We start from the raw sequence: 21,891 nt of genomic DNA, 5'->3' as shown, positions 1-21,891 counted from the left end.
GGGCTTGCAGGGCGCCGGCAGCACGGTTGGGTCCAAAGAGCCGAATATTTTAGCAAACTATTTGCACGCTTAGCCGGGATTCGATGATTGCGCGCGTTTTTATCGGGGTTCAGGCCGCTTTCCGCGCAGTTTTTTACCGCTTTGCGGCTCGCCCGGTGACTGTTTCGTACTTGCATTGCGCCCATCTCCTGACAGCTTCCAGCCTGCTTGCCGCGGTTGAACGGTCCCTTTCATCGGTGCAACTTCTGCGAAAACGCGCCGCATGGCCAAAAGCGCCGCGCTTGCCACGCCCGATTCCCGCTCGCCTTCCCGCGGACAATCCCGGCTATGCCATTCGACATATTCAGTCGGCACGCCCATGCTGATAAGCTAATGGGCGCGCTCGGGGCTGCGCCTGCATCTGTTCATTTCACCCGCCCTCGCAACGACTCCAACCATTCAGAGACACCATGCCGAATTTGCCGTCCTCGCCTGTCGTCGTCATTGCTCCCGATTCCTTCAAAGGTTCGCTTAGCGCGGAACAGGTCGCGCAGGCGATTGCGTCCGGCATTCAGCGCGCGCGGCCGGATGCCACCGTGCGCATCTGCCCGATGGCCGACGGCGGCGAAGGCACGCTCGACGCCATGCTCACGAGCGGCGGCGAGCGCCGCAAGCTGAGCGTGCGCGGCGCGGCCGGCCCGGTGCGCGAGGCACTGACGGGCCTGCTTGCGGATGGCAGCGCGATTATCGAAACAGCGGAAATCGTCGGCATTACCGATCCGGTCGGGATGGGCGTGCCGGTTGAGGCGCGCAGCACGCGCGGCATGGGCGAAGCGATTGGCGTTCTGCTCGATGCGGGCGTGCGGCGCTTTTTCGTTGCGCTTGGCGGCAGCAGCACGAACGACGGCGGCGCCGGCTTGCTGGCCGGTCTCGGCCTGAAACTTTTCGACGCACAAGGCAAGGAACTCGACGCCACGCCCGAACAACTCGCCCGCGTGGCGCGCCTCGACGTGTCGCAACTGGACGCCCGCCTCGCGGAGACGCAGTTCGTCGGCATGTCGGATGTGGACAATCCACTGACCGGCGAGCATGGCGCAACCGCCGTGTTCGGACCGCAAAAGGGGGTGAAGCCGGAACAGGTCGCCCCGATCGACGCCGCCCTCGCCCGCTTTGCAGACCTGCTCGAAGCAGCGCTGGGACGCACGGCACGCGACCAACCCGGCGCGGGTGCGGCCGGCGGTCTCGGCTTCGCGCTGCACATGCTGGGCGCACAGTTCGAGCCGGGTGCGGAAACCGTCGCGCGGCAGATTGGTCTCGACGCGGCGCTTCAAGGCGCGAACTGGCTGATTACCGGCGAAGGCCGCTCGGACGTGCAAACGCTGCACGGCAAGGCGCCGTTCATCGCTTGCCGTCATGCGCAGGCAGCGGGTGTGCCGGCCACGCTGCTCTCCGGCGCGGTCGACTCCGCAGCGCTACCGCGCCTCGCCGAATATTTCAGCGGCTGCTTCTCGCCAGCGCCCGGGCCGATCACTCTCGAGGTTGCGATTCGCGACGCGGCACGTTTGCTTGCCGACGCGGCCGAACAGTTGACACGCCTGAAATACGGCGCGCGTTGACCGGTGGGGGCGGTTGCGGCAACAATCACAGCGCCACGACCGCGCCACTCATCACGGGACGACCATGAAGGCCTCCGCCAAAACCGGACTCGAACAGTTCCTGACGTACCGTCTGCATGTTCTGAACAAACTCGCCGAGCGTGGCATCAGCGAACGCTATCAGGACAAACTTGGCGTGACCTTGCCTGAAGCGCGGGTGATTGCGTCGGTGGGCTCGTTCGGACCGTTTTCGATCATGGAACTGGCGCGGCACGCCAACCTCGACAAGAGTCAGGCGAGCCGCGCAGCTGAGGCGTTGATCAAGCAAGGGCTCGTGAAGCGCGAGCCGAGCGCTGAAGACGGCCGCGTCGTGCTGGTGTCGTTGACCCCTGAGGGTCGCGCGCTTTATCGCAAAGTGATGCCGATCGCGCGCAAGTGGAACGGAGATCTGTTCGACTGTCTCGAGGATGAGGAAAAGCTCGCATTCGGTCACGCGCTCGACAAGATCATCAACACGATGTCGGAGCGAGAGGAATAAGCAACGGCGCGCCATCGCTAGCGGCGAGCCGACTTACAGCGCTGTGTGACGTTTTGACGTTGCGCGATTCATATTAACGTTACGCGATTTCTCCGCGCATCGCGGTTCCTCGCTTCGCAATCCGGCTCCGCCGTGCAGTCCCTCGGTGCGTTCCAATCTCACGGTTCCGTACAATCTTTAGCGCCGAAATACGCCCGCGCCGAAGTCAGTTCTTTCCGGTGCTTTGATCGTCGGCGTCGGCGGTGCCTGCATCCTTCGCGGTTACGGTGGCGCTTGCCGCGCCTGACCCACCAGGCACATCACCAGCCAGCCCACCCGCTCCACCCGTTCCTCCAGCGCCACCGGCTTCACCGCCACCATCGGCCACACCCCGAGCCACACCGCCTGCCTGTGCCCCGGCCTGGACCCGAGCGCCGCGCGCAAGCCGCCATGCGATCGCACCGAGCGAGGCGACGGCCAGCAACAAGGCCGTCCACAACATATAGCGCCGCATCGCTCCCGGGTCTTTGCCCGGCGACTGCGCATCGCCGTCCGGCCCAACGGACAGCGCCTCGCCCAGTCGAGCCGTGACGGCGACCGACGACGCTCCCATCAACAGATCCGCCCGGCTTACCGCCGACGACACCGCGGCCGCACTCCCCACTGCCAGCGTAAAAGGCGGGGCCCCGCGCGCGACGAAGGTAAGTGTCGCCGGACGCCAGCCCGCGCCGACGGTCAATGTGCCGCTTCCCAAACCGCCATTGCGCGTGTCGACCACCACGCGCCACTGACGATCCGTGTCGGGCGCCAGTTCGAGCGATGGATTGCTTTGCTCCACCGTCCCGTTGTGCAGCCTGAACAGTGTCGCGCTCGATACGTCTTTCCACGCCGCCTCCAATCCCGTGCGCGAGTAGACGACAGCGGGCGCCACGGTATTCGGCTGCGGCAGATTCAGGCGCAAACGATCGACCGGAAAAGGCCCGCCGGTATCGAAGTAGTACTCGCCGTCTTTCGGACCCGGACGGGCAACGATGCCTGCCCGCCATTCCCGTTGCGTATCCGCGCGCTGTGCGTTGTCGGCGCCGGCCGACTGCACCTGAGCATCGATTGACTCGACGTACGGCGCACCGTCGAGCCAGTGCAACCGCAGGTAACGTGCGCGCATGCCGTTGAGCTCGATGCGGTCCTGGCTCAGCGTGCTGCCGTTGTAGCTCACCTTGAGCAATTGCGCCTCGCCGGCGGGTTGCCAGTTGCGCAAATCGTCACTCGATTCGACGCTGACGCGCCCCTGGTAATTGTCGTCACGCACATGGACGACCAATGCGTCGACCTGCGCCTCCTTCCGCGTTTCGCGCGCGACGTCGATCAGGTCGGTGTCGTGTTGCGCGCGGTCGGGTGGCGCGGATGTCGCACGCAGCGACCCGTCGGCGGCAATCGTCACGCCGAGCGGCGCGCCAGTGCTGCCGGGAGCGGCGGACGGCAAGGGAAACCAGCGCACCGGACGCACGGTGGCCTGAGCGCGGGAAGGCTCGCGCGGTGTGTCGAGCGAATACGGCACAGGTTCGCCGGCGCCATTGAACACGCGCATGTCGCCGAGATCGGCGCGCTGGCTGGCGGCGTAGACGGCAGCCGGAAGCGTCACGCTGTAATAGGCGGCGCCGCTCTCGAGTTCGAGCGCAAAGCGCTGCGCGAACCGATCGGCCGCGACGGCCGCGGTCGAGACCCACACGGCCGGGATCGCAAGACACCACCCCGTCACTATCAGGACACGCTTCATTGCTCAGTTTCCAGAACTGCCGCCTTGGGCGGTAACGGCGAGAAGTAGCCGATCAACAGCAACATCACACCAATACCGATGAACGATACGATTCGCTCGACACCGGTCACGTGCGACAGGTCGAACAGGAACAGCTTGACGACGGTCACCGCCAGCAGGCCGCCACCGATAAACCAGAAGATCCGGCTGGCCCGGCGGGTCGCCCAGACCATCATAGCCAACGCGCAGAGCGTCCAGAACACCGACACCGAAGCCTGCACGAGCATCGAGTGCGACATCTCGCCAAGCTGATAAGGCACGCCGATCCAGTGATGCAGCGTGCGCAGCAGCATCGCGTTGAGCCAGATGAATCCGGTCACGCCGACGGCGACCTGCAACGGTACACGGTATTCGCCAACCGGCACGCCCAGGCGATGGATGCGCACGAGCCACAACGACGCCAATGCAAAAATCACCGCCTGCACCAGGTCGAGCGGATTGAGCAGCGGCAGCCGCGCCCACGCACCGCCATCCTGTGTCAGGTTCGCATAGAACGTCCACGCCCACATAACCAGCACGAGCGGCGTCGACGCGACCGCGCACAATCGCACGATGCTGTCGCGACGCGCGAGCCACAACCCGGCAAATGCAAACGCGCTCCAGCCAACCAGGAACACCTGTTGAAAATTGAACGACGCCAGTACCGCATCGACATCGTACGCTGCATGGAACTGATGATGCAGTGTGCGTAGCAACAACGCGTTGAACCACAGGAACAGCGTGGCGAGCACCGCGTAGTCGAAAGTCCGCGGATGCCAGTGCACGCCCAGTGTGCGCAGGCGGCGCAGCCAGACCGCGCAGGCGATAAACGCGAGGATCTGCGCCACATCCAGCGGATTGAGGATCGGCAGCCAGAACAGCGGTGCGGCGCTGCCGTCGCTCATCACGCTCGCGATGCTCCACATCCACAGCAAGGCGGCGAGCGGCGCGGCGCCCCACACCTGATAAGCCAGCTCGAAGCGCGCAACCGGCCAGCGCAAACGGTGCCCGACGCCCGCCACCAACAGCAGCAAAACGCCGAAGCCATAGGCCCACGCGCTCCAGCTCCATGCGCCTTCCGGCACGTAGGCGCGCAGGCCCCAGTAGCCTTCGAGCGCGACGAGTGCGCCGGCCGTCCAGAACATCAGTACGTGCAGCGCAGCGAGCACCCGATCGCCGACGTCGCGCTGCTGACGCCACAGCAGCACGTAGGCAGACACCGCGACGACCGCGCAAACCAGCCAGCCGTAACCGCTGACCGGCGCCATGCCCAGCATGAAGAGACTCAACGTCAGCAGAGCGAGTACAGGTACGAGCGCCAGCGCCGGCAGTTCGGCGAGCGGCCAACGCAGCTTGCGCTGCGCGCCGTGCGCGAGCCACGCCGTTAGAACGGCGAACAGCGCAAAGGCGGCGGCCTCGAACCGATCCCGGTCATACGCAAGATGCGTCTGCACGTACGTGTTGATTTCATGAAGACCGCCACATACCCACCACAACAGCCCCCACACACTGGCGACCAGGCCAATCTGCGGCATCCATGCGTGCCACGCGCCCGCTTCGCTGCGCCCATGCAAGCGCCATCCTGTGAAGACGCCTGCGACCGCGATCAGCACCGTCGCAATGTACGCGCCGTTCAGGACCGGCCACGCATGCGCGGCATCGATCTGCGGCGCGAGCATGCCGACACCATACGCGCCTGCCGCAGCCAGTTGCATCAGCAAGCCGAAGCCAAATGCGCTCAGGCGTCGCTGACGCACTGCGAGCCAGGTGATCGCGGCGCCTTCGATGGCCCAGGTCGCGCTTGTAGTGGGTCCGGTGAAAGCGAGCGGTACGGCGAGCGTGGCGAAGATCACGGCCAGCGCGAGCATGGCCTCGAACATCATGTCGAGGCGCGCGCGCCGCGGTGCCAGCCAACCCGCAATTGCGAGGTACAACGCGGCCAGCGCCACCGCGCTCCACGCGAGACCGAATTCGGTGCCTTTCATCAGCGCCGCTTGCAGTCCGATCGCGACGAGCGGCGTGCCGAACACCAAGGTGCCATCGACATAATGCTTGAGCGCGACCTCGCGGCGTACCGCGTAGAGCAACGCGATGCCGACGTACATCAGGAAGAACAGGATCAGGAACGGCTCGGTGCTGGCTAGCAACTCAGGCCGGTAAGCCGTCACGCCCCACACGGCGCCGATCGAAAACGTGAACACGAAGCCCAGCAGATTCAGAGGCCGCCACGCTTTGAACCAGGCGACCGCGAAAATGCCCGTATTGAGCAGCGCGTAGTAGCTGAACAGCATCACGTGATTGCCGCCGCCCGTCGACAGGAGCACCGGCGCGAGGAAGCCACCCGCGCTGCCCATGAAGGCCAGCGACGACGCGTTCTGCCGCACCGCCAGAAATGCGCTCAAGCCGCAGATCGCGATCATGAGCGGCAACGCCGCGCCCGCCGGCAGCAAATGGTAGAGCCTGGTTGCCGCGAATACGGTCAGGTAGAGCGCGCCGACGCCACCACCCTGCAAGATCAGCCCGTACGCGCCGCGGCGCTCGCCGATGCGCCAGCCGAGCACGAGCAGGACAGTCGCGGCAAGCGCTACGCCGGCGAGGCGGAATTCGACCGGCAGCAGGCTGTTGTCGGCCGCGTATTTGAGCAGGAACGCAATGCCGAAGAACAGCACGACGATGCCGACCCGCACGACCGTATTGCCGCCGAATAGCCAGTCGCGGCCACGTTGGTAGAGGCGTTCGGCGAGACCGGGACCGCGCGGCGGTGTGGGCGGGGATGGTGGCGTGGGCCGGGTTTGGGCTGACGGCGGTTCGATGGAAAGCGAAGGCGAAGGCGAAGGCGAAGGCGGCAACGACGCGGGCGGCGTGACCACACTGGCGCCCACCGTCGAGCGCATAGCGGCCGGTTGCGCCCGTGTTGCCTCAGACTCGTGAGGCAGCTCCTGCCCCGCCGCGGGCGGCATCGCATGGGGAAGCGGCGCGACATCGGCCGGAAGCTGTTCGAGCGGCGCAGCCTCGCCATCCACGTTGGCAGTCGCCGATGCGCCGGCGACGCTGGCCCGCAATTCGCGGATCTCACCGCGCAGACCGGCGATCTCGCGCTCGAGTTGCTCGACGCGCGCCGCCAGATCGCCGGATGAACCGCCCGGTGGGTTCCGGTCATCAGTCGCCGCCAGTTTGGGTGAGGGTTCGTTCGCGGCGCCCCGCGACTGATTTTGTAGCAGACGTGCAAGCGCAAAGCCGGCCACCCCGCCCATCAGCGCACCCAGGCCGATCGAGAAATCGTTCGACAAGGCGGCCAACATCCCGACCACCGTGCCGATCACGGCGAATATCACGCGCATCGCATCCCTCTTTTATTGTCTTCTGCTGCGAGATCCGTTTGTCGCACGGTTTGATCCGCGCGTATTGCGTTAGCAATACAGCGAAAATCGGCGCGCAGAATACCACGTAAATCGCGCTGCTGAACCACTGAGCGAGCGAGGTCGAAGGGTGACGCTGATTCGCCGATACATATCGTTCTTTTGCCGACTTGTCGCTGCTTATTTTCACCGGATTAATCCGTGGACGGATGGCAATGCGTAGCCGCGTGCGTGCGCGGATTAACAATCTACGCAATATAGATGACAACGGATACCACCCGATCACCGGCGTCGCTCGATGAGCACCCGATTGCCTGGGCAAATGCGGCAGCGATATCCAACCGCATATTGCTTAGTAGATTAGCTGCGTCGAACACCTTCGTCACACTTCTGCACGACCGGCGCTGCCAGGCCGCCGCGTTCGCGGCAACCCGCCAACCATGTCAAAATTCCGCATTCGGAATTCAGAATCGGCCAGCGGGCCTTCAATCACCACACCTCATCGAGGAACGTTTCAGTGGACATCAACAAACAGGTAGCGGCCCTCACCGCGTCAGAACTTCAAACAGCCGGCGCGAGCCAGGCGACGGCGATCGCCGTCAGTGTGCTGCTGCGTCATCTGCGCTCGCCTGAACTGGCAAAACTGTTGTCGTCGGCATTCGAAAACCACCAGGCGGTCATGCTGCAGACGCCGTGGCCCGATCAGATGCTGCAGGCATTCGAATCGACCCGCCGTTTTCTCGAAGGCGCCACGCAAGCCGAGCTGCCAGGCACACAAGCCGAGCTGCCAGGCACACAAGCCGAACAAAAATCGCAAACGCCCGACGCCTGAGCGCCGCTGGGCGTGCGAGGCTTAATGCCCCGCACGCGGAAAACAAAAAACCCCGTCAGTCCAAAGACTTAACGGGGTTCTCTGCTACATACGGATGGTGCGAGGGAGGGGACTCGAACCCCTACACCCTTGCGGGCGTCAGGACCTAAACCTGGTGCGTCTACCAATTTCGCCACCCTCGCAGCCGGGCAAAGCGCTGCACGCTCCGCCCGATGTCCTGCATGCTCACGACCGCGTAAAAACCGCGCCCGAAAGCGTAAGCGCGAGATTCTAACCGATTGATTCGCGCTTGTCTGCATTTGCTCGTGCATCTGCCCGAGGAGCGTCGATGCTACAATTTTTGGCTAAACGCACGCACGACGTGCCCCTCTTCGCCTGCCCTTCCCCACATTCCAATCCGTGAATTTCGACGAATATTGCCAGCAGAAAGCGGCGCCGCCCGGTTCGAGCACTTACTATGCGCTTCGGCAGGCGCCCGCGGCAAGCCAGCCGCTGCTGACCGCGTTGTTCGCGCTGCGCCGTGAGTTCGAGGAAACCGTCAAAGAAATCAGCGATCCGGCCATCGGCCGCACCAAACTCGCGTGGTGGCAAAACGAGATCGCCGCGTTGGCTTCGGGCTCGCCGTCGCATCCGGTTTCCAAGGCGCTGGCGGCTTATCTGCCCAACGTGCAGGCCGAGTATCCGGCGTTGCAGGCATTGCTTGCCGGTTTCGAAATGGACCTCGACCAGGCGCGCTACCTCGACTACCCCAATCTACGGCGTTACGTGCAGAGCGTGGGCGGCACCTTCGCATCGCTGGTCGCGCGTGCCACGGCGAAAAATAACGCACAGACGTCGGATTGGTCGGCACCGCTCGGCGAGGCGTTACAGCTTGCGGAGTTCGTCGTCGAAACCGGCAACGATGCGCGTCACGGCCGCATCTATATTCCGATCGACGAAATGCAGCGCTTTAACGTCACCGCTGCGGATCTGATCAATCGAAAATACTCCGACGCGTTCACCGAACTGATGCGCTTCGAGACCAAGCGGGCCCGCGATGCGTTGCACGCGGCGCTCGGCGCCTTGCCCGCGAATGAGCGCCGCTCGCAGCGCACGCTGGTGGCGCAGGCGGCGCTCGCTCTCGCGCTGCTCGATGAAATCGAACGTGACGGCTTTCACGTGCTGCATCAGCGCATCGCGCTGACGCCGATCCGCAAACTCTGGATCGCGTGGCGCGCAAGGTAAGTGAAGCGGGCCGCGTAACTGCCGCTATCTCTTGCTGACAGGAAAGCGCAACCCAGCATCAGACACGCAGTAACGGCAACGGCTCGAACCGCTGCTGCAGAATTGCGGAGGCGTCGAGCCCCCACCAGGGCCCGAGCACCGTCGCGTAGAGCTGCTGGAAATCGATGCCGACCGGCAAATTTCCGTTGCCGTCGAGCCGCGCAAGCACCGGCGGCACGCCATACAAACCGCCTCGCACCCGCCCGCCCATGACGAAGTGCGGCGCCACAGTGCCGTGGTCGGTGCCGTTGCTCTGATTCTCACGCGGGCGCCGGCCAAACTCGGCATAGGTCATCACCAGCGTCTCGTCCCAGCGGCCGAGTTCCACCAGCGCCGACTTCATCGACGCAAACCCTTCGGCCAGTTGTTTGAGCAGCGCCGCCTGCTGACCGGGCTGGTTCTGGTGCGTATCGAAACCGTTCAGCGTCAAACGGATCACCGCGACGCCCTGCCCGCTCTTTGGCTGCCATTGCGGCGCGCCTCCCGAGGGGGTTTCTTTCAGGGTGTCCCCGGCGGCAAGTACCTGCATCGCGGTCTTGATCGAACTGCCGAATGCGCCACCGGTAAACACCGTCTTCAATTGCGCCTGACCTTGGGTGGGACGCAGACGGTCGGCGGCTTTCACGATGTCGTTCTCGACGTCGAGAATGTGCGCCAACTCCGGATTGCGCTCGTGCAGCGAGACTGGCGTGGCGAGGCGTGAAGCCTTGACGAATTGCGCCGGATTGACCAGCGCGATCGCGCGCGCGCCGTTGGCGAGCGGTCCCATTTCGGCGCTGCCGATCACCACGCCGTCGGCGGCAAAGCCGGCAGGCACCGGAGCCTGAGCGAATGCACGCGTAAGCCAGCCCTCGCGCAAGTATTGATCCGAACGCGACGCCGTGTCCCATATCTCGATCGAACGGAAATGCGACAGGTTCGGTTGCGCGTAGCTGACGCCCTGCACGATCGCCAGTTGCTGGCTCTGCCAAAGCGGCATCAGCGGCTGCAGCGACGGATGCAGCGCGGTGCGCTCGTCGAGTTGAATTGCCTGCTCGCGTTTGATGCCGATGTTTTTACGCAGCTGATAGTAAGTGGGATCGGCGAACGGAATGACCGTATTCAAACCGTCGTTACCGCCCTTCAACTCGACGAGGATCAGCAGGTTGCCGTAACCGCGATTCATTGCGCCGCCCAGCGCTGCGGCCTGCGCGCCGAACGCGCGCGGCAACCACAGCGTTGCACCGGCGGCGGCGCCCATCGAGAGAAAGCTGCGTCGTTTCATCCTGCACCTCGTTCGATTGTCACGGCGCGTGTCTTGCCGCCGCCGACGGATCGTTTATTTGCGTTGCCGATCTGGGTTAAACGGTTGAGCTGCTCAATTCCGTCGCCTGTCGCTCATTGCCCGTCACAGTCGCTCGCCTCAACTGAAAGCGGAGTGTCTCACTTCAACTGAAAAGCCGGGTCCATTAATAATGCCTCCAGATAAGCGCTGGCGGTCGAATCGGTTGCGATCGCGTCAACCGGCGTGAGCGGCAACACCGCGTGCTGCAGTTGAAGCTCCACCGACAACCCCGGCTTCGCCGTCGGCGCGGCGTTGTAACGCGCAAGCCACGTATCGATGTCAAACCGTACGCCGCCCTGACCCGGCTGGCCGGCTCGCGCTGCCGCTCGCTGCATTGGCGGATTCGCCTGCATATTGCCTGGTGCGCCGCTCGCCGCGGGTTTCGCATTCGTCGGGTTGGTCATACGCCGCGGACCGGCGGTTTCAGTCGCGCGAAACAGTTGCTCGACGAATTGCTTGCGCGCAAGCAGCGTCGAACTATTGATCCATATCGTGCCACCAGGCCACCCTTTGACGTTCGGCGGGTAGAACAGGTTCTCGCCGAGCGTGCGGATCTGCCCGGCGAACGGTGCCGTATTGTCATAGCCGATGTCGAACGCACGCAGTGTCCCGACCACGAACTCCACAGGCGATTTCACAAGGACGCCGCGATCGCCGTCGTCCCAGAACGCGTCGCTCATGAAGAGGCCGCGCAGCGCCACCTTGATATCGTAGTGACTCGCGCGGAACTGCGCGGCGATCGGTGCGATGCGAGCGGGGTCCGGCGTGTCGGAGACAAACTCGCGCCACAGCTTGGTCGTGACGAAGGTCGCGGTTTCCGGTCGCGCAAGAAGGATGTCGAGCACCTGATCGCCGTCGAACGGGCCCGTTTGGCCGAGCACGGTCTTGATGCCTTCGTCGTGCTGGTTGGCGCGCCACACGTAGGTCTGCGTGTCGGGGTCGAGGCTCCACCCCGTGTAGGCACGCGCGGCTTCCGATACGTCGCGCTGGGTGTAGTGCCCCTCACCGAGCGTGAACAATTCCATCACTTCACGCGCGAAGTTTTCGTTAGGCTTGCCCTTGCGATTGCTCGCGCCATCCAGGTATTGCAGCATCGCCGGATCTTTCGCGACGTCGTGCAGCAGCTCGCCGAAGTTGCCGAGCGCGTCGCGGCGCAACAGCATGTTCTGCTGCGCCATCTGCTGCGGATACTGAACTTTGTCCTGCCCCGAGGTGAAATGGTTGTGCCAGAAGAGCGTCATGCGTTCGGTCAGCGGCGACGGTGTGCTCAACATTTCCCGCACCCACCACGCACGTAATATTTCGTAACGCTGCCCACGTAGCCGCTGTTCGTCGCGGCGTTGATCGTCTGTCCATGTCTTGCGGATTTCGCGTGTCGGGACCGGCTCGAGCACCCAGTCCGGCAACGGCGTGACGGCTTCGGTTCGGGTGCTCGCCAGCACCTTGTCGACGGCCTGCTCGCGCGTGAGTCCAACGTATTGTGCGAGTTCGCCACTGTCGGGCGCAAAGCCGACTCGTGTCAGGAAGAAGCGCGCGTCGTCGGCGTCGAGGATGTCCTGGTCGGCCGCGGAATTGGCAAACGCGGCAGACGCGGCACGATGCCTGTTGTGGGGAGCATGAGAGGCATCCTGCTGCACGGCCGGAGCCGGTGCGCACCACGTCACGGCTGCGAGCGCAGTGGCCGTGACTGCCAGCCAGCGCCCACCCTTACCGCCTGTCAGCACTTTGATCATCGACTTTATCCGGTTGCGGGACGTCACGAAAAGACATTCGCGCGTGCAAAAATGCGCTGTGCTCTGGCAGCTCAACGGCAATTGGAATGGGAAAGTTGACGGGGGAAGTGCAACGAAATCTTTCACGCGCGGAGAAAGCGCGACCGGCGTGCCACAGGGCGGGCACGGAAATAGCTACCGCTTGTAGAGTTCGCGGACAGCGTCTTCGATATGCTGGCGTAACAGACGACGCTCGTCGGGCGTCATATGGCCATCACGACGGCGTTGATCAAGATCGGGGGGAACTGCGGTGCGCAACATGACGTCTGACGCAGGGCGGTCGTTGCTGGTACTGGGGCTGCGGCGACTCGCCTTGGAATTAACCGACTTGGGCACGCGTTCGCTCGCAGCTCTGTCCGCCGAAGGCTGGGCGTGGGCGAGCGTTGGTCCTAGTGTGCCTGCAAGCGTCCCGGCTATCGCCAGTGTAATTACGCTTAGGCGCACATTCGGCCAAACCCCTCCCTTCATGTTGTTCCCTTCGTGGCGCGGCAACCGGCTACCTCAAATGCGTATACAGACCCCGGTAGCGAGCCGGGTGCGAGATTTTTAGTCGAGTGAAGTATCCACCGAACAGCCGCATTCAGTAAAGGAGTCTACCTGCCCACGCTTTACGTCGTGCCACAGTGCGGGTAAATTTTGTAACTGACTGTAACCCTATAAATGATGCAACCGCGCGCTACTTTCTAATCGCGCTAAGATGCCGACCATGGAAACCAAAAACCCTTCGAAAATCCTCGTCGTCGACGACGATCCGCGCCTGCGCGATCTGCTGCGCCGCTACCTCGGTGAACAGGGCTTCAATGTCTACGTTGCCGAGAACGCGCCGTCCATGAACAAGCTCTGGGTGCGTGAGCGCTTCGACCTGCTGGTGCTCGATCTGATGCTGCCCGGCGAAGACGGCCTGTCGATCTGCCGCCGCCTGCGCGGCAGCAACGACCGCACGCCAATCATTATGCTGACGGCCAAGGGTGAAGACGTCGATCGGATCGTCGGGCTCGAAATGGGCGCCGACGACTATCTGCCCAAGCCGTTCAACCCGCGCGAGCTGGTCGCGCGGATTCACGCGGTGCTGCGCCGCCAGTCGCCGTCGGAGTTGCCGGGCGCTCCGTCCGAAACCACCGAAGTGTTCGAGTTCGGCGAGTTCGCGCTGAATCTGGCCACCCGCACGCTCACCAAGGCCGGCCAGGAAATTCCGCTGACCACGGGTGAGTTCTCGGTGCTGAAGGTGTTTGCGCGTCACCCGCGCCAGCCGTTGTCGCGTGAAAAGCTGATGGAACTGGCGCGCGGCCGTGAATATGAAGTCTTCGACCGCAGTCTCGACGTGCAGATTTCGCGTCTGCGCAAGCTGATCGAACCTGATCCGGGCAGCCCGCGCTTCATTCAAACCGTCTGGGGTCTTGGCTACGTGTTCATTCCTGACGGTGCAGCCTGAGTTTGTTCTCACCTCCCGTTTTTGATTTCAGATAAGAAGGGCCCATGCGGATCGACCGGCGCCTCCTGACGCTCGCGTTCGGTGGCCTTTTCTGGCGGACCTTTCTGTTGATCGCGCTGTTGATCGCAGTCAGTCTCGCCGCGTGGTTCCAGAGCTTTCGGGTGATCGAACGCGAGCCGCGCGCGCAGCGCGTGGCGTTGCAGCTGGTTGCCATCGTCAAGCTCACGCGCACCGCACTCCTCTATTCCGATCCCGACCTGCGGCGCGCCCTGCTGCAGGATCTGGAGAGCAATGAAGGGGTGCGCGTGTACCCGCGCGAAACCACCGACAAGTACAAACTCCAGCCCGACGAGTCGCTGAACCGGCTGATCGAACACGACATTCGCGGCCGCCTCGGCGACGACACGGTCATTGCGCAAAGCGTCAACGACATCCCCGGCGTCTGGATCAGCTTCAAGATCGACGACGACGATTACTGGGTGGCGCTCGACCGCGATCAACTGGACAATGCGACGGGCCTGCAATGGGCCGGCTGGGGCGTGTTCGCGCTGGCGCTGTCACTGTTCGGCGCGGCGTTCATCACCAGTCTCGTGAACCGCCCCTTCGCCCGCCTCGCCATGGCGGCGCGCAAGGTCGGCTCCGGCCAGTCGCCGGAGCCGCTGCCCGAGCGCGGCATGGGCGTGGCCGCCGAGACCAATCGCAGTTTCAACCAGATGGTGCAGGACCTCGAACAGCTCGAGGCCGACCGTGCGCTCATGCTCGCCGGTATTTCGCACGATCTGCGCACGCCGCTCGCGCGGCTGCGGCTCGAAACCGAAATGAGCCCGTCCGATCAGGCCACCAAGGATGCGATGGTCGACGACATCGAGCAGATGGATATGATCATCGGCCGGTTCCTCGATTACGCCCGTCCGGTGCAGCGGGTGCCGGAACCCGTCGATCTGTCGGTGATCGCGGGCGAATTGGCCGCGCGCATGCAAAGCGAAGACAGCATGCGTCTGATCACACGGCTCGCGCCGTCGGCGGTGATCGAGGCGGACGAAACCGATATGCGGCGCGTGGTTGGCAATCTGCTGGAGAACGCCCGCAAATACGGTTTGAGCGACGGCGACGGCATACCGCATGTGATTCTGGAAACGCGGGTGTCGCACTCTCGGGTCGAGTTGTCCGTGGTCGACGAAGGGCCCGGCATTCCCGAAGACCAACTGGCCCTGGTCACGCGGCCGTTCTATCGCGTGAACTCGGCGCGCACCCAGGCGAACGGCACGGGCCTTGGCATGGCCATTGTGCAGCGGCTGGTAGGCCGTTATCGCGGCGCGTTGCGCCTGCGTAATCGCACGCCAGGTCCGGGTCTCGAGGTCACGATCGAGTTTCCGCTGGCAAAAGGCGCCTGACCGGGCGGGGCATTGCCTCGCCCGTGCGAGTGCCGGCCGCGTTGAATCGCCGCTTACCCATGGCATTCTGAGAAAACTATTGATCCGAAAGTTTCATAGGACTATGGTCAAAAGCGCGTAACGTGTTCGCTACGACGAGCTGATAGGCTCAAACATGCTGTTTTTTGATCCCACGAAGGAGCACTCGCATGAAAACCGTTGGCGATAAAGTCGAAGCGTTCACTGTGACTGCTGCGAAGCCGGGCTTCAACAACCATGAAGAAAACGGCGTGTCGGCGTTCGAAGAGATCACTGAGCAGTCGTTTCCGGGCAAGTGGAAGATCATCTATTTCTATCCGAAGGACTTCACGTTCGTGTGCCCGACCGAAATCGTCGAGTTCGACAAGCTGGTCAAGGATTTCGACGAGCGCGACGCGGTGTTGCTTGGCGGCAGTGTGGACAACGAATTCGTCAAGCTGGCCTGGCGCCGTGAGAACAAGGACCTGAGCAGGCTAAACCACTATTCGTTTGGTGACGTTAAGGGCGAGTTGATCGATCAGCTCGGCGTGCGTGACAAGGAAGCCGGCGTGGCCCTGCGAGCAACGTTTATTGTCGATCCGGACAATACGATTCAGCACGTATCGGTGAACAATCTGAATGTTGGCCGGAACCCGGAGGAGGTGCTGCGGATTCTCGACGGTTTGCAAACGGATGAAGAGTGTCCTTGTAATCGTGCGGTTGGCGGCGCAACGCTGTAGGCCATGCTGTTAGAAGCCTGCCAGGCTTGAAGCTGCCGCGGGCTTTTTTATCGACAGTTCAATGGGAAATTTCAATATTCTATTAATTTGTGCGTGTCTGACTTCGCCTAGGACATTTGGTTGAATTTGGATGGGGCGACTGCCCACTCTTCACTCGAAGTGAATAACGAAGTTTGTTTTGGCTTTTTTTGATCTTGTTTTTGGCCTTTCCTTGAATTTTTAGTGGTTTATTAGCGTTGCCCTGTGCGGGGCGGCACTTACTTTCTTTGCCGCCGCAAAGAAAGCGACTCACACCGCTAATTCTTAAGTGTGTCCCCCGCACAGTTGCGGTAGTGGTGCATCTGGAATCTGTGTTCTCGCACATTCAGCGTGAGTGACAAGGCTGTCATACTTCCGGCGGCGCTGCGCGCGCCGATGCGGTAGTTCATTGAACCGCTCGCCGTTTTTGCGTTTAGCAATATTTCATAACACCGCTCGCTTATTCAATGCCCTCGCACTTCATAAAACTGCCTGCCGTATTTGATGTCCGTGGCATTCAAAAGGCAGCTTGCCGCTTTCGGCGCGCGCCGCGTCTCGTATGCCGTTAGGTATGTCCGGCGGCGGGGCGAGTCCGAAACGTTGGATCAGTACGCATTTCGTCGAGGCGAAGCCAATGGCCCCCGCCAGATCCAAACGAAGCCCCGAGTTCTTCGATGAACCCGTCCGGCGAGCACGGAGTGCGAGGCGGAAAGTATGACGCCTTTGTCACTCACGCCGAATGTGCGAGAACACAGATTCCAGATGCACCACTACCGTGGCTGCGCGGGGGACCCGCTTATGAATTAGCGGTTTGAGCCGCTTTCTTTGCTTATCTTTCTTTGCGGCGACAAAGAAAGTAAGTGCCACCCCGCACAGGGCAACACTAATAAACCACTAACAAAGCAAGGAAAGGCCAAATATCCAGATCAAGGAAAACCCCCTACCATCACCCCTTGATCAACAAAACCACAGCCTGCGCCTCAATCCCCTCACCTCTCCCGAGGTACCCCAACTTCTCATTAGTCTTAGCCTTAACATTAACCCGCTCAACCGGCAGGTTAAGATCGGCGGCAATATTAGCCCGCATCCCATCAATATGAGGCGCGAGCTTGGGCGCCTGAGCAACCACGCTGCTGTCCACATTAGCGATAGAAAACCCGGCGGCGGTCACACGAGCAAAACACTCCCGCAACAAAACCCGACTATCCGCGCCAGCGAACTGCGCATCGGTATCGGAAAAATGCCGCCCAATATCCCCCATCGCGGCAGCACCAAAAATAGCATCGGTAATCGCATGCAGCAGCACATCCGCATCCGAATGCCCGAGTAGCCCGCGCTCATAAGGAATCGTCACGCCGCCGATAATCAACGGACGTCCCGGCACCAGCGCATGCACGTCATAACCCTGCCCAATTCTGAAATCCATATGCGTCAAGTCCTCAAGCCCATTCATTAAAAATCGATTATCCGCTCAGGAAGCCGAAGGCGGCCGCGACAGAATCGCCTCGGCGAGATCGAAGTCTTCCGGATAAGTGACCTTGAAGTTACGCAAACTCCCCTGCACCAACCTGGGCGCGTGCCCCAGCCACTCGATCGCGCTCGCTTCATCGGTCAAATCGTGACCGTCCGCCTGCGCGCGCAAAATCGCCTCGCGCAACATACCGATGCGGAACATCTGCGGCGTCTGCGCCTGCCACAGCCCATCGCGTGCCTCGGTGCGGGCAATCCGCCCGTCGGACGAACCGGCATCAATCCGCTTCAAGGTGTCCGCCACGGGCAAGGCCATGATGCCGCCCACCGCGTCGTCCTTGAGCGCCGTGATCAGCGCGCGGATCAAGCCAGGCGTAATGCCGGGCCGCGCGGCGTCGTGCACCAGCACCCAGTCGTCGTCGTGCGCGCCGAACTCGGCCAGCGCATGCAGCCCGTTCAGCACCGACGCCTGGCGCGAGGCCCCGCCGGAGCGGCGCACGGCAAAACGCAAGCCGCTGAAGCGGCGGGCGTCGAAGTGCTGGTCGTCGGGAGCAATCACGACAAGGGTTTGCGCAAACTCGCTGCAGGCGTCGAAAGCCGCCAGCGAATAATGCAACATGTCGCGGCCGGCGACAGTGCGATATTGTTTGGGCATCGCGGCGCCGGAACGGCTGCCGGTGCCAGCGCACGGAATCAGGGCAAATAGACGGGAAGTCACGAGTGCGGATGCCGCGAGGTCAAAGTAAAGGACGGATTTTATAATAGGTCCTTCGCATCTTCGCCCCGACACGCGTAAACTTGCCGATCACGTGTGAGCCCAAGGCCGCCTTTTCTCTTCTATGTCAGACATCGCCGCATCATCGCAGTCCTCCCCGCCCGTCGCGCTCGTCAAGGCCGGCCAGCGTTTTGCCTTCGATGGCACGCACGGCTCGTCCGACGCGCTGCTGATCGCCCGCTACCACCTCGCCTATCGCGAGAAGGTGCCGCTATTGGCGGTCGTCTGCGAAAGCGCGGTCGACGCGCAACGTCTGTCGCAGGAAATATCCTTTTTCGCGCCCGAAGCACGCGTGCGTTTGCTGCCCGACTGGGAAACGCTGCCTTACGACACCTTTTCGCCCCACCAGGATCTGGTCTCCGAGCGCCTCGCCACCCTGCACGATCTCGGCGAAGGCCGCTGCGACATCCTGCTGGTGCCGGCCACCACAGCTTTGTACCGGATGCCGCCCGCCTCGTTCATGGCGGGCTACACGTTCGCCTTCTCGCAAGGCGAGCGCCTCGACGAAGCCAGGCTCAAAGCGCAGTTGACGCTGGCCGGCTACGAGCACGTGAGCCAGGTGGTGCGCCCCGGCGAATACTGCGTGCGCGGCTCGCTGCTCGACCTCTTTCCAATGGGCTCGCCGCTGCCGTACCGGATCGACCTGTTCGACGACCAGGTCGACTCGATCCGTGCATTCGATCCGGACACGCAGCGCAGCCTCTATCCGGTGAAGGACGTGCGCCTGCTGCCCGGCCGCGAATTCCCCTTCGACGAGGCCGCCCGCACGGCCTTTCGCAGCCGCTGGCGCGAGACCTTCGAGGGCGATCCGAGCCGAGCGTCGATTTATAAGGATATCGGCAACAGCGTGCCCTCGGCGGGCATCGAATACTATCTGCCGCTCTTCTTCGACGAGACGGCGACGCTCTTCCACTATCTTCCCGAAGGCGCGCAACTGGCGTTCGTCGGCGATCTGGACGCGGCGATCCGGCGCTTCACCAACGACACCAGACAGCGCTACAACTTCCTGTCGCACGATCGCGACCGGCCGATTCTGGAGCCGCAGCGTCTGTTCCTGTCGGACGAGGATTTCTTCGAGTTCGCCAAACCGTTCGCGCGGCTCGCCTTGCCGGCCAACGCGGGCGGGGGCTGGTCAACCCCGTTGCCGAATCTGGCGATCGACCGTCACGCGGAGGATCCGGTCTCGGCCCTCCGCACCTATCTCGACACCACGCCGAACCGCGTACTGTTTGCCACGGAATCGGCCGGCCGGCGTGAAACGCTGTTGCAGTTGCTTGCCGACAATCATCTGAAGCCGGCATCGAGCGACTCGTTCCAAAGCTGGCTCACGAGCGACACGCGCTTCTCGCTTGGCGTCGCACCGCTCGCCAACGGTTTCGCGGTGCCCGCCGACGGCATTGCGATCATCACCGAAACGGAGCTTTACGGCCCGCTCGCGCGCCGCGCAGGGCGCCGCCGTCAGGAACAGGCGAGCAACGTCGATTCGATGGTGCGCGATCTGTCCGAACTGAAGATCGGCGATCCTGTCGTGCATTCGCAGCATGGCATCGGCCGGTATATGGGTCTCGTCACGATGGATCTCGGCGAGGGCGAGACCGAGTTCCTGCACCTCGAATACGCAAGCGACAGCAAGCTCTACGTGCCGGTCGCGCAGTTGCACGTGATCTCGCGCTACAGCGGCGCGGATCCGGAAAGCGCGCCGTTGCATTCGCTCGGCTCAGGCCAGTGGGAAAAAGCCAAACGCAAGGCCGCGCAGCAGATCCGCGACACCGCGGCGGAACTGCTGAATCTGTACGCCCGTCGCGCCCTGCGCGAAGGCCATGCGTTCGCGCTCGAACCAAAAGACTATGTGAAGTTCGCCGAGAGCTTCGGCTTCGAGGAAACGCCGGACCAGGCTGCGGCGATTGCCGCCGTGATCGGCGATATGACAAGCGGCAAACCGATGGACCGCCTCGTGTGCGGCGACGTCGGCTTCGGCAAGACCGAAGTGGCGTTGCGCGCGGCGTTCATTGCGGTGATGGGTGGCAAGCAGGTCGCCCTGCTCTCGCCCACCACGCTGCTGGCCGAACAGCACACGCAAACCTTTAGCGACCGCTTCTCGGATTGGCCGGTGCGCATCGCCGAATTGTCGCGTTTCAAATCAACCAAGGAAGTCAACGCGGCGATCCAGCAGATCAATGAAGGCACGGTCGATATCGTGATCGGCACGCACAAGCTGCTGTCGTCGGATGTGCAGTTCAAGCGGCTGGGCCTCGTGATCATCGACGAGGAACACCGTTTCGGCGTGCGTCAGAAAGAGGCGTTGAAAGCGTTGCGCGCGGAAGTCGATGTGCTCACGCTCACCGCCACGCCAATCCCACGTACGCTCGGCATGGCGCTCGAAGGCCTGCGCGATTTCTCCGTGATCGCCACCGCGCCGCAAAAGCGCCTCGCGATCAAAACCTTCGTGCGTCGCGAAGAAGACAGCGTGATTCGCGAAGCAATGTTGCGCGAGTTGAAACGTGGCGGCCAGGTGTACTTCCTGCACAACGAAGTCGAGACGATCGAGAATCGCCGGCAGATGCTTGAGGCGCTCGTACCCGAAGCGCGCATCGCTGTCGCGCATGGGCAGATGCACGAGCGCGAACTCGAACGCGTGATGCGTGACTTCGTTGCCCAGCGCGCGAACGTTCTTCTGTGCACGACGATTATCGAAACCGGTATCGACGTACCGAGCGCTAACACGATCCTGATTCACCGCTCCGACAAGTTCGGCCTCGCGCAATTGCATCAGTTGCGTGGCCGCGTAGGCCGGTCGCATCACCAGGCGTATTCATATCTGCTGGTGCACGACCCGCAAGGACTGACCAAGCAGGCGCAGCGCCGTCTCGAAGCGATCCAGCAGATGGAGGAACTCGGTTCGGGCTTCTATCTGGCCATGCACGACCTCGAGATTCGCGGCACGGGCGAAGTGCTCGGTGACAAGCAATCGGGCGAGATTCAGGAGATCGGTTTCCAGCTCTATACCGACATGCTGAACGACGCCGTGAAGGCGCTCAAGGAAGGCCGCGAGCCGGACCTCACCGCACCGCTCGCCGCCACCACCGAGATCAATCTGCACGCGCCCGCGATTCTGCCGGCGGACTATTGCGGCGATGTACAGGAGCGTCTGTCGCTCTACAAGCGCATGGCTAATTGCGAGCACAACGATTCGATCGATAGCATTCAGGAAGAGTTGATCGATCGCTTCGGCAAGTTGCCGCCGCAAGCGCTTGCGCTGGTCGAGACGCATCGATTGCGCCTGGCGGCCAAGCCTTTGGGCATTTCGAAAATCGATGCGGGCGAAAACGTGATCGGCTTGCAGTTCATCCCCAATCCGCCGATCGACGCGATGCGGATCATCGAGATGGTGCAGAAACACAAGCACATCAAGCTCGCGGGCCAGGACAAGCTGCGTATCGAAACGCGCAGCCCGGATCTGGCCGTGCGCGTGGCGACGGTGAAGGAAACCTTGCGCGCGCTCGGAACGCCCAGCCGCGGCACGGCGGCCACGGCTGTTGCGCGCTGATGTGTCGCGCCGGTATCGCGTCAATACCGGCATCAGTACGTAGCACCTAAGCCGGCACCCACGCCGCCCCAAAAAATACGGC

Annotated in this window: 15 protein-coding genes and 1 tRNA gene; 8 read left to right on the top strand and 8 right to left on the bottom strand. The window is 62.8% G+C overall.

Annotated elements, in window-relative coordinates:
- Nucleotides 1-449: 449 nt before the first annotated feature.
- Both B0G76_RS09960 and B0G76_RS09955 read left to right on the top strand, forming a co-directional pair.
- The gene (locus tag B0G76_RS09960; protein WP_120291734.1) at nucleotides 450-1,595 is read left to right on the top strand and encodes a glycerate kinase; all 1,146 of its coding nucleotides are present in this window, start codon (nucleotides 450-452) and stop codon (nucleotides 1,593-1,595) included.
- A gap of 64 nt (nucleotides 1,596-1,659) precedes the next feature.
- Nucleotides 1,660-2,112 carry a MarR family winged helix-turn-helix transcriptional regulator gene (locus tag B0G76_RS09955; RefSeq protein WP_120291732.1) on the top strand — a complete coding sequence of 151 codons (453 nt, stop codon included), beginning with the start codon at nucleotides 1,660-1,662 and terminating at the stop codon, nucleotides 2,110-2,112.
- Between the two features lie 205 nt (nucleotides 2,113-2,317).
- Here B0G76_RS09955 and B0G76_RS09950 read toward each other — a convergent pair whose 3' ends face one another.
- Complete coding sequence (locus B0G76_RS09950; RefSeq protein ID WP_120291730.1) at nucleotides 2,318-3,868, bottom strand: DUF3999 domain-containing protein; 1,551 nt, start codon at nucleotides 3,866-3,868, stop codon at nucleotides 2,318-2,320.
- The gene (locus B0G76_RS09945; RefSeq protein ID WP_120291728.1) at nucleotides 3,865-7,227 is read right to left on the bottom strand and encodes a DUF2339 domain-containing protein; all 3,363 of its coding nucleotides are present in this window, start codon (nucleotides 7,225-7,227) and stop codon (nucleotides 3,865-3,867) included. Before B0G76_RS09945 ends, B0G76_RS09950 begins: the two co-directional genes overlap by 4 nt.
- A 535-nt stretch (nucleotides 7,228-7,762) precedes the next feature.
- On the opposite strand from B0G76_RS09945, the gene B0G76_RS09940 reads away from it, so the two are divergent.
- Nucleotides 7,763-8,077: a hypothetical protein gene (locus tag B0G76_RS09940; RefSeq protein ID WP_120291726.1), complete on the top strand. Its 315-nt coding sequence runs from the start codon at nucleotides 7,763-7,765 to the stop codon at nucleotides 8,075-8,077.
- A 95-nt stretch (nucleotides 8,078-8,172) separates the two neighbouring features.
- On the opposite strand, the gene B0G76_RS09935 is transcribed toward B0G76_RS09940, so the two are convergent.
- A tRNA-Leu gene (locus B0G76_RS09935) sits at nucleotides 8,173-8,259 on the bottom strand.
- A gap of 217 nt (nucleotides 8,260-8,476) precedes the next feature.
- Between B0G76_RS09935 and B0G76_RS09930 the strand changes: the two genes are divergently transcribed.
- Nucleotides 8,477-9,301 carry a squalene/phytoene synthase family protein gene (locus B0G76_RS09930; RefSeq protein ID WP_120291724.1) on the top strand — a complete coding sequence of 275 codons (825 nt, stop codon included), beginning with the start codon at nucleotides 8,477-8,479 and terminating at the stop codon, nucleotides 9,299-9,301.
- A 58-nt stretch (nucleotides 9,302-9,359) separates the two neighbouring features.
- Here B0G76_RS09930 and B0G76_RS09925 read toward each other — a convergent pair whose 3' ends face one another.
- The 3 genes from B0G76_RS09925 to B0G76_RS43635 form a co-directional block, all read right to left on the bottom strand.
- A complete protein-coding gene (locus B0G76_RS09925) occupies nucleotides 9,360-10,604 on the bottom strand; it encodes a DUF1501 domain-containing protein (protein ID WP_120291722.1) in 1,245 nt (414 codons plus the stop codon).
- A gap of 158 nt (nucleotides 10,605-10,762) precedes the next feature.
- Nucleotides 10,763-12,397, bottom strand: a complete 1,635-nt coding sequence (locus tag B0G76_RS09920) for a DUF1800 family protein (RefSeq protein ID WP_120291720.1) — start codon at nucleotides 12,395-12,397, stop codon at nucleotides 10,763-10,765.
- A gap of 174 nt (nucleotides 12,398-12,571) precedes the next feature.
- The gene (locus tag B0G76_RS43635) at nucleotides 12,572-12,904 is read right to left on the bottom strand and encodes a hypothetical protein (RefSeq protein WP_120291718.1); all 333 of its coding nucleotides are present in this window, start codon (nucleotides 12,902-12,904) and stop codon (nucleotides 12,572-12,574) included.
- 229 nt (nucleotides 12,905-13,133) lie between these two features.
- Between B0G76_RS43635 and ompR the strand changes: the two genes are divergently transcribed.
- The 3 genes from ompR (at nucleotide 13,134) to B0G76_RS09900 (ending at nucleotide 15,999) form a co-directional block, all read left to right on the top strand.
- Nucleotides 13,134-13,868, top strand: coding sequence for a two-component system response regulator OmpR (gene ompR / locus B0G76_RS09910; protein ID WP_006048917.1), 735 nt, complete (start codon nucleotides 13,134-13,136; stop codon nucleotides 13,866-13,868).
- 44 nt (nucleotides 13,869-13,912) lie between these two features.
- Entirely contained in the window at nucleotides 13,913-15,262 is a 1,350-nt protein-coding gene (locus tag B0G76_RS09905; protein WP_054039512.1) for an ATP-binding protein, read from the top strand.
- 188 nt (nucleotides 15,263-15,450) lie between these two features.
- On the top strand, nucleotides 15,451-15,999 hold the full coding sequence (locus B0G76_RS09900) for a peroxiredoxin (RefSeq protein WP_120291716.1): 549 nt from the start codon (nucleotides 15,451-15,453) through the stop codon (nucleotides 15,997-15,999).
- Between the two features lie 964 nt (nucleotides 16,000-16,963).
- Here B0G76_RS09900 and ispF read toward each other — a convergent pair.
- Nucleotides 16,964-17,443: a 2-C-methyl-D-erythritol 2,4-cyclodiphosphate synthase gene (ispF, locus tag B0G76_RS09895; protein WP_120296282.1), complete on the bottom strand. Its 480-nt coding sequence runs from the start codon at nucleotides 17,441-17,443 to the stop codon at nucleotides 16,964-16,966.
- Between the two features lie 45 nt (nucleotides 17,444-17,488).
- Nucleotides 17,489-18,205, bottom strand: coding sequence for a 2-C-methyl-D-erythritol 4-phosphate cytidylyltransferase (ispD, locus tag B0G76_RS09890; RefSeq protein WP_120291714.1), 717 nt, complete (start codon nucleotides 18,203-18,205; stop codon nucleotides 17,489-17,491).
- Nucleotides 18,206-18,326: 121 nt separating this feature from the next.
- Here ispD and mfd point away from each other — a divergent pair, with 121 nt between their 5' ends.
- The gene (gene mfd, locus B0G76_RS09885; protein WP_120291712.1) at nucleotides 18,327-21,809 is read left to right on the top strand and encodes a transcription-repair coupling factor; all 3,483 of its coding nucleotides are present in this window, start codon (nucleotides 18,327-18,329) and stop codon (nucleotides 21,807-21,809) included.
- The last annotated feature ends 82 nt before the right edge of the window (nucleotides 21,810-21,891 follow it).

The organism is Paraburkholderia sp. BL23I1N1 (assembly GCF_003610295.1).
In the GTDB taxonomy this organism is placed as follows: Bacteria; Pseudomonadota; Gammaproteobacteria; order Burkholderiales; family Burkholderiaceae; genus Paraburkholderia.
The sequence above is the reverse complement of the archived record's forward strand: the minus strand, read 5'-3'. Positions and strand labels throughout refer to the sequence as shown.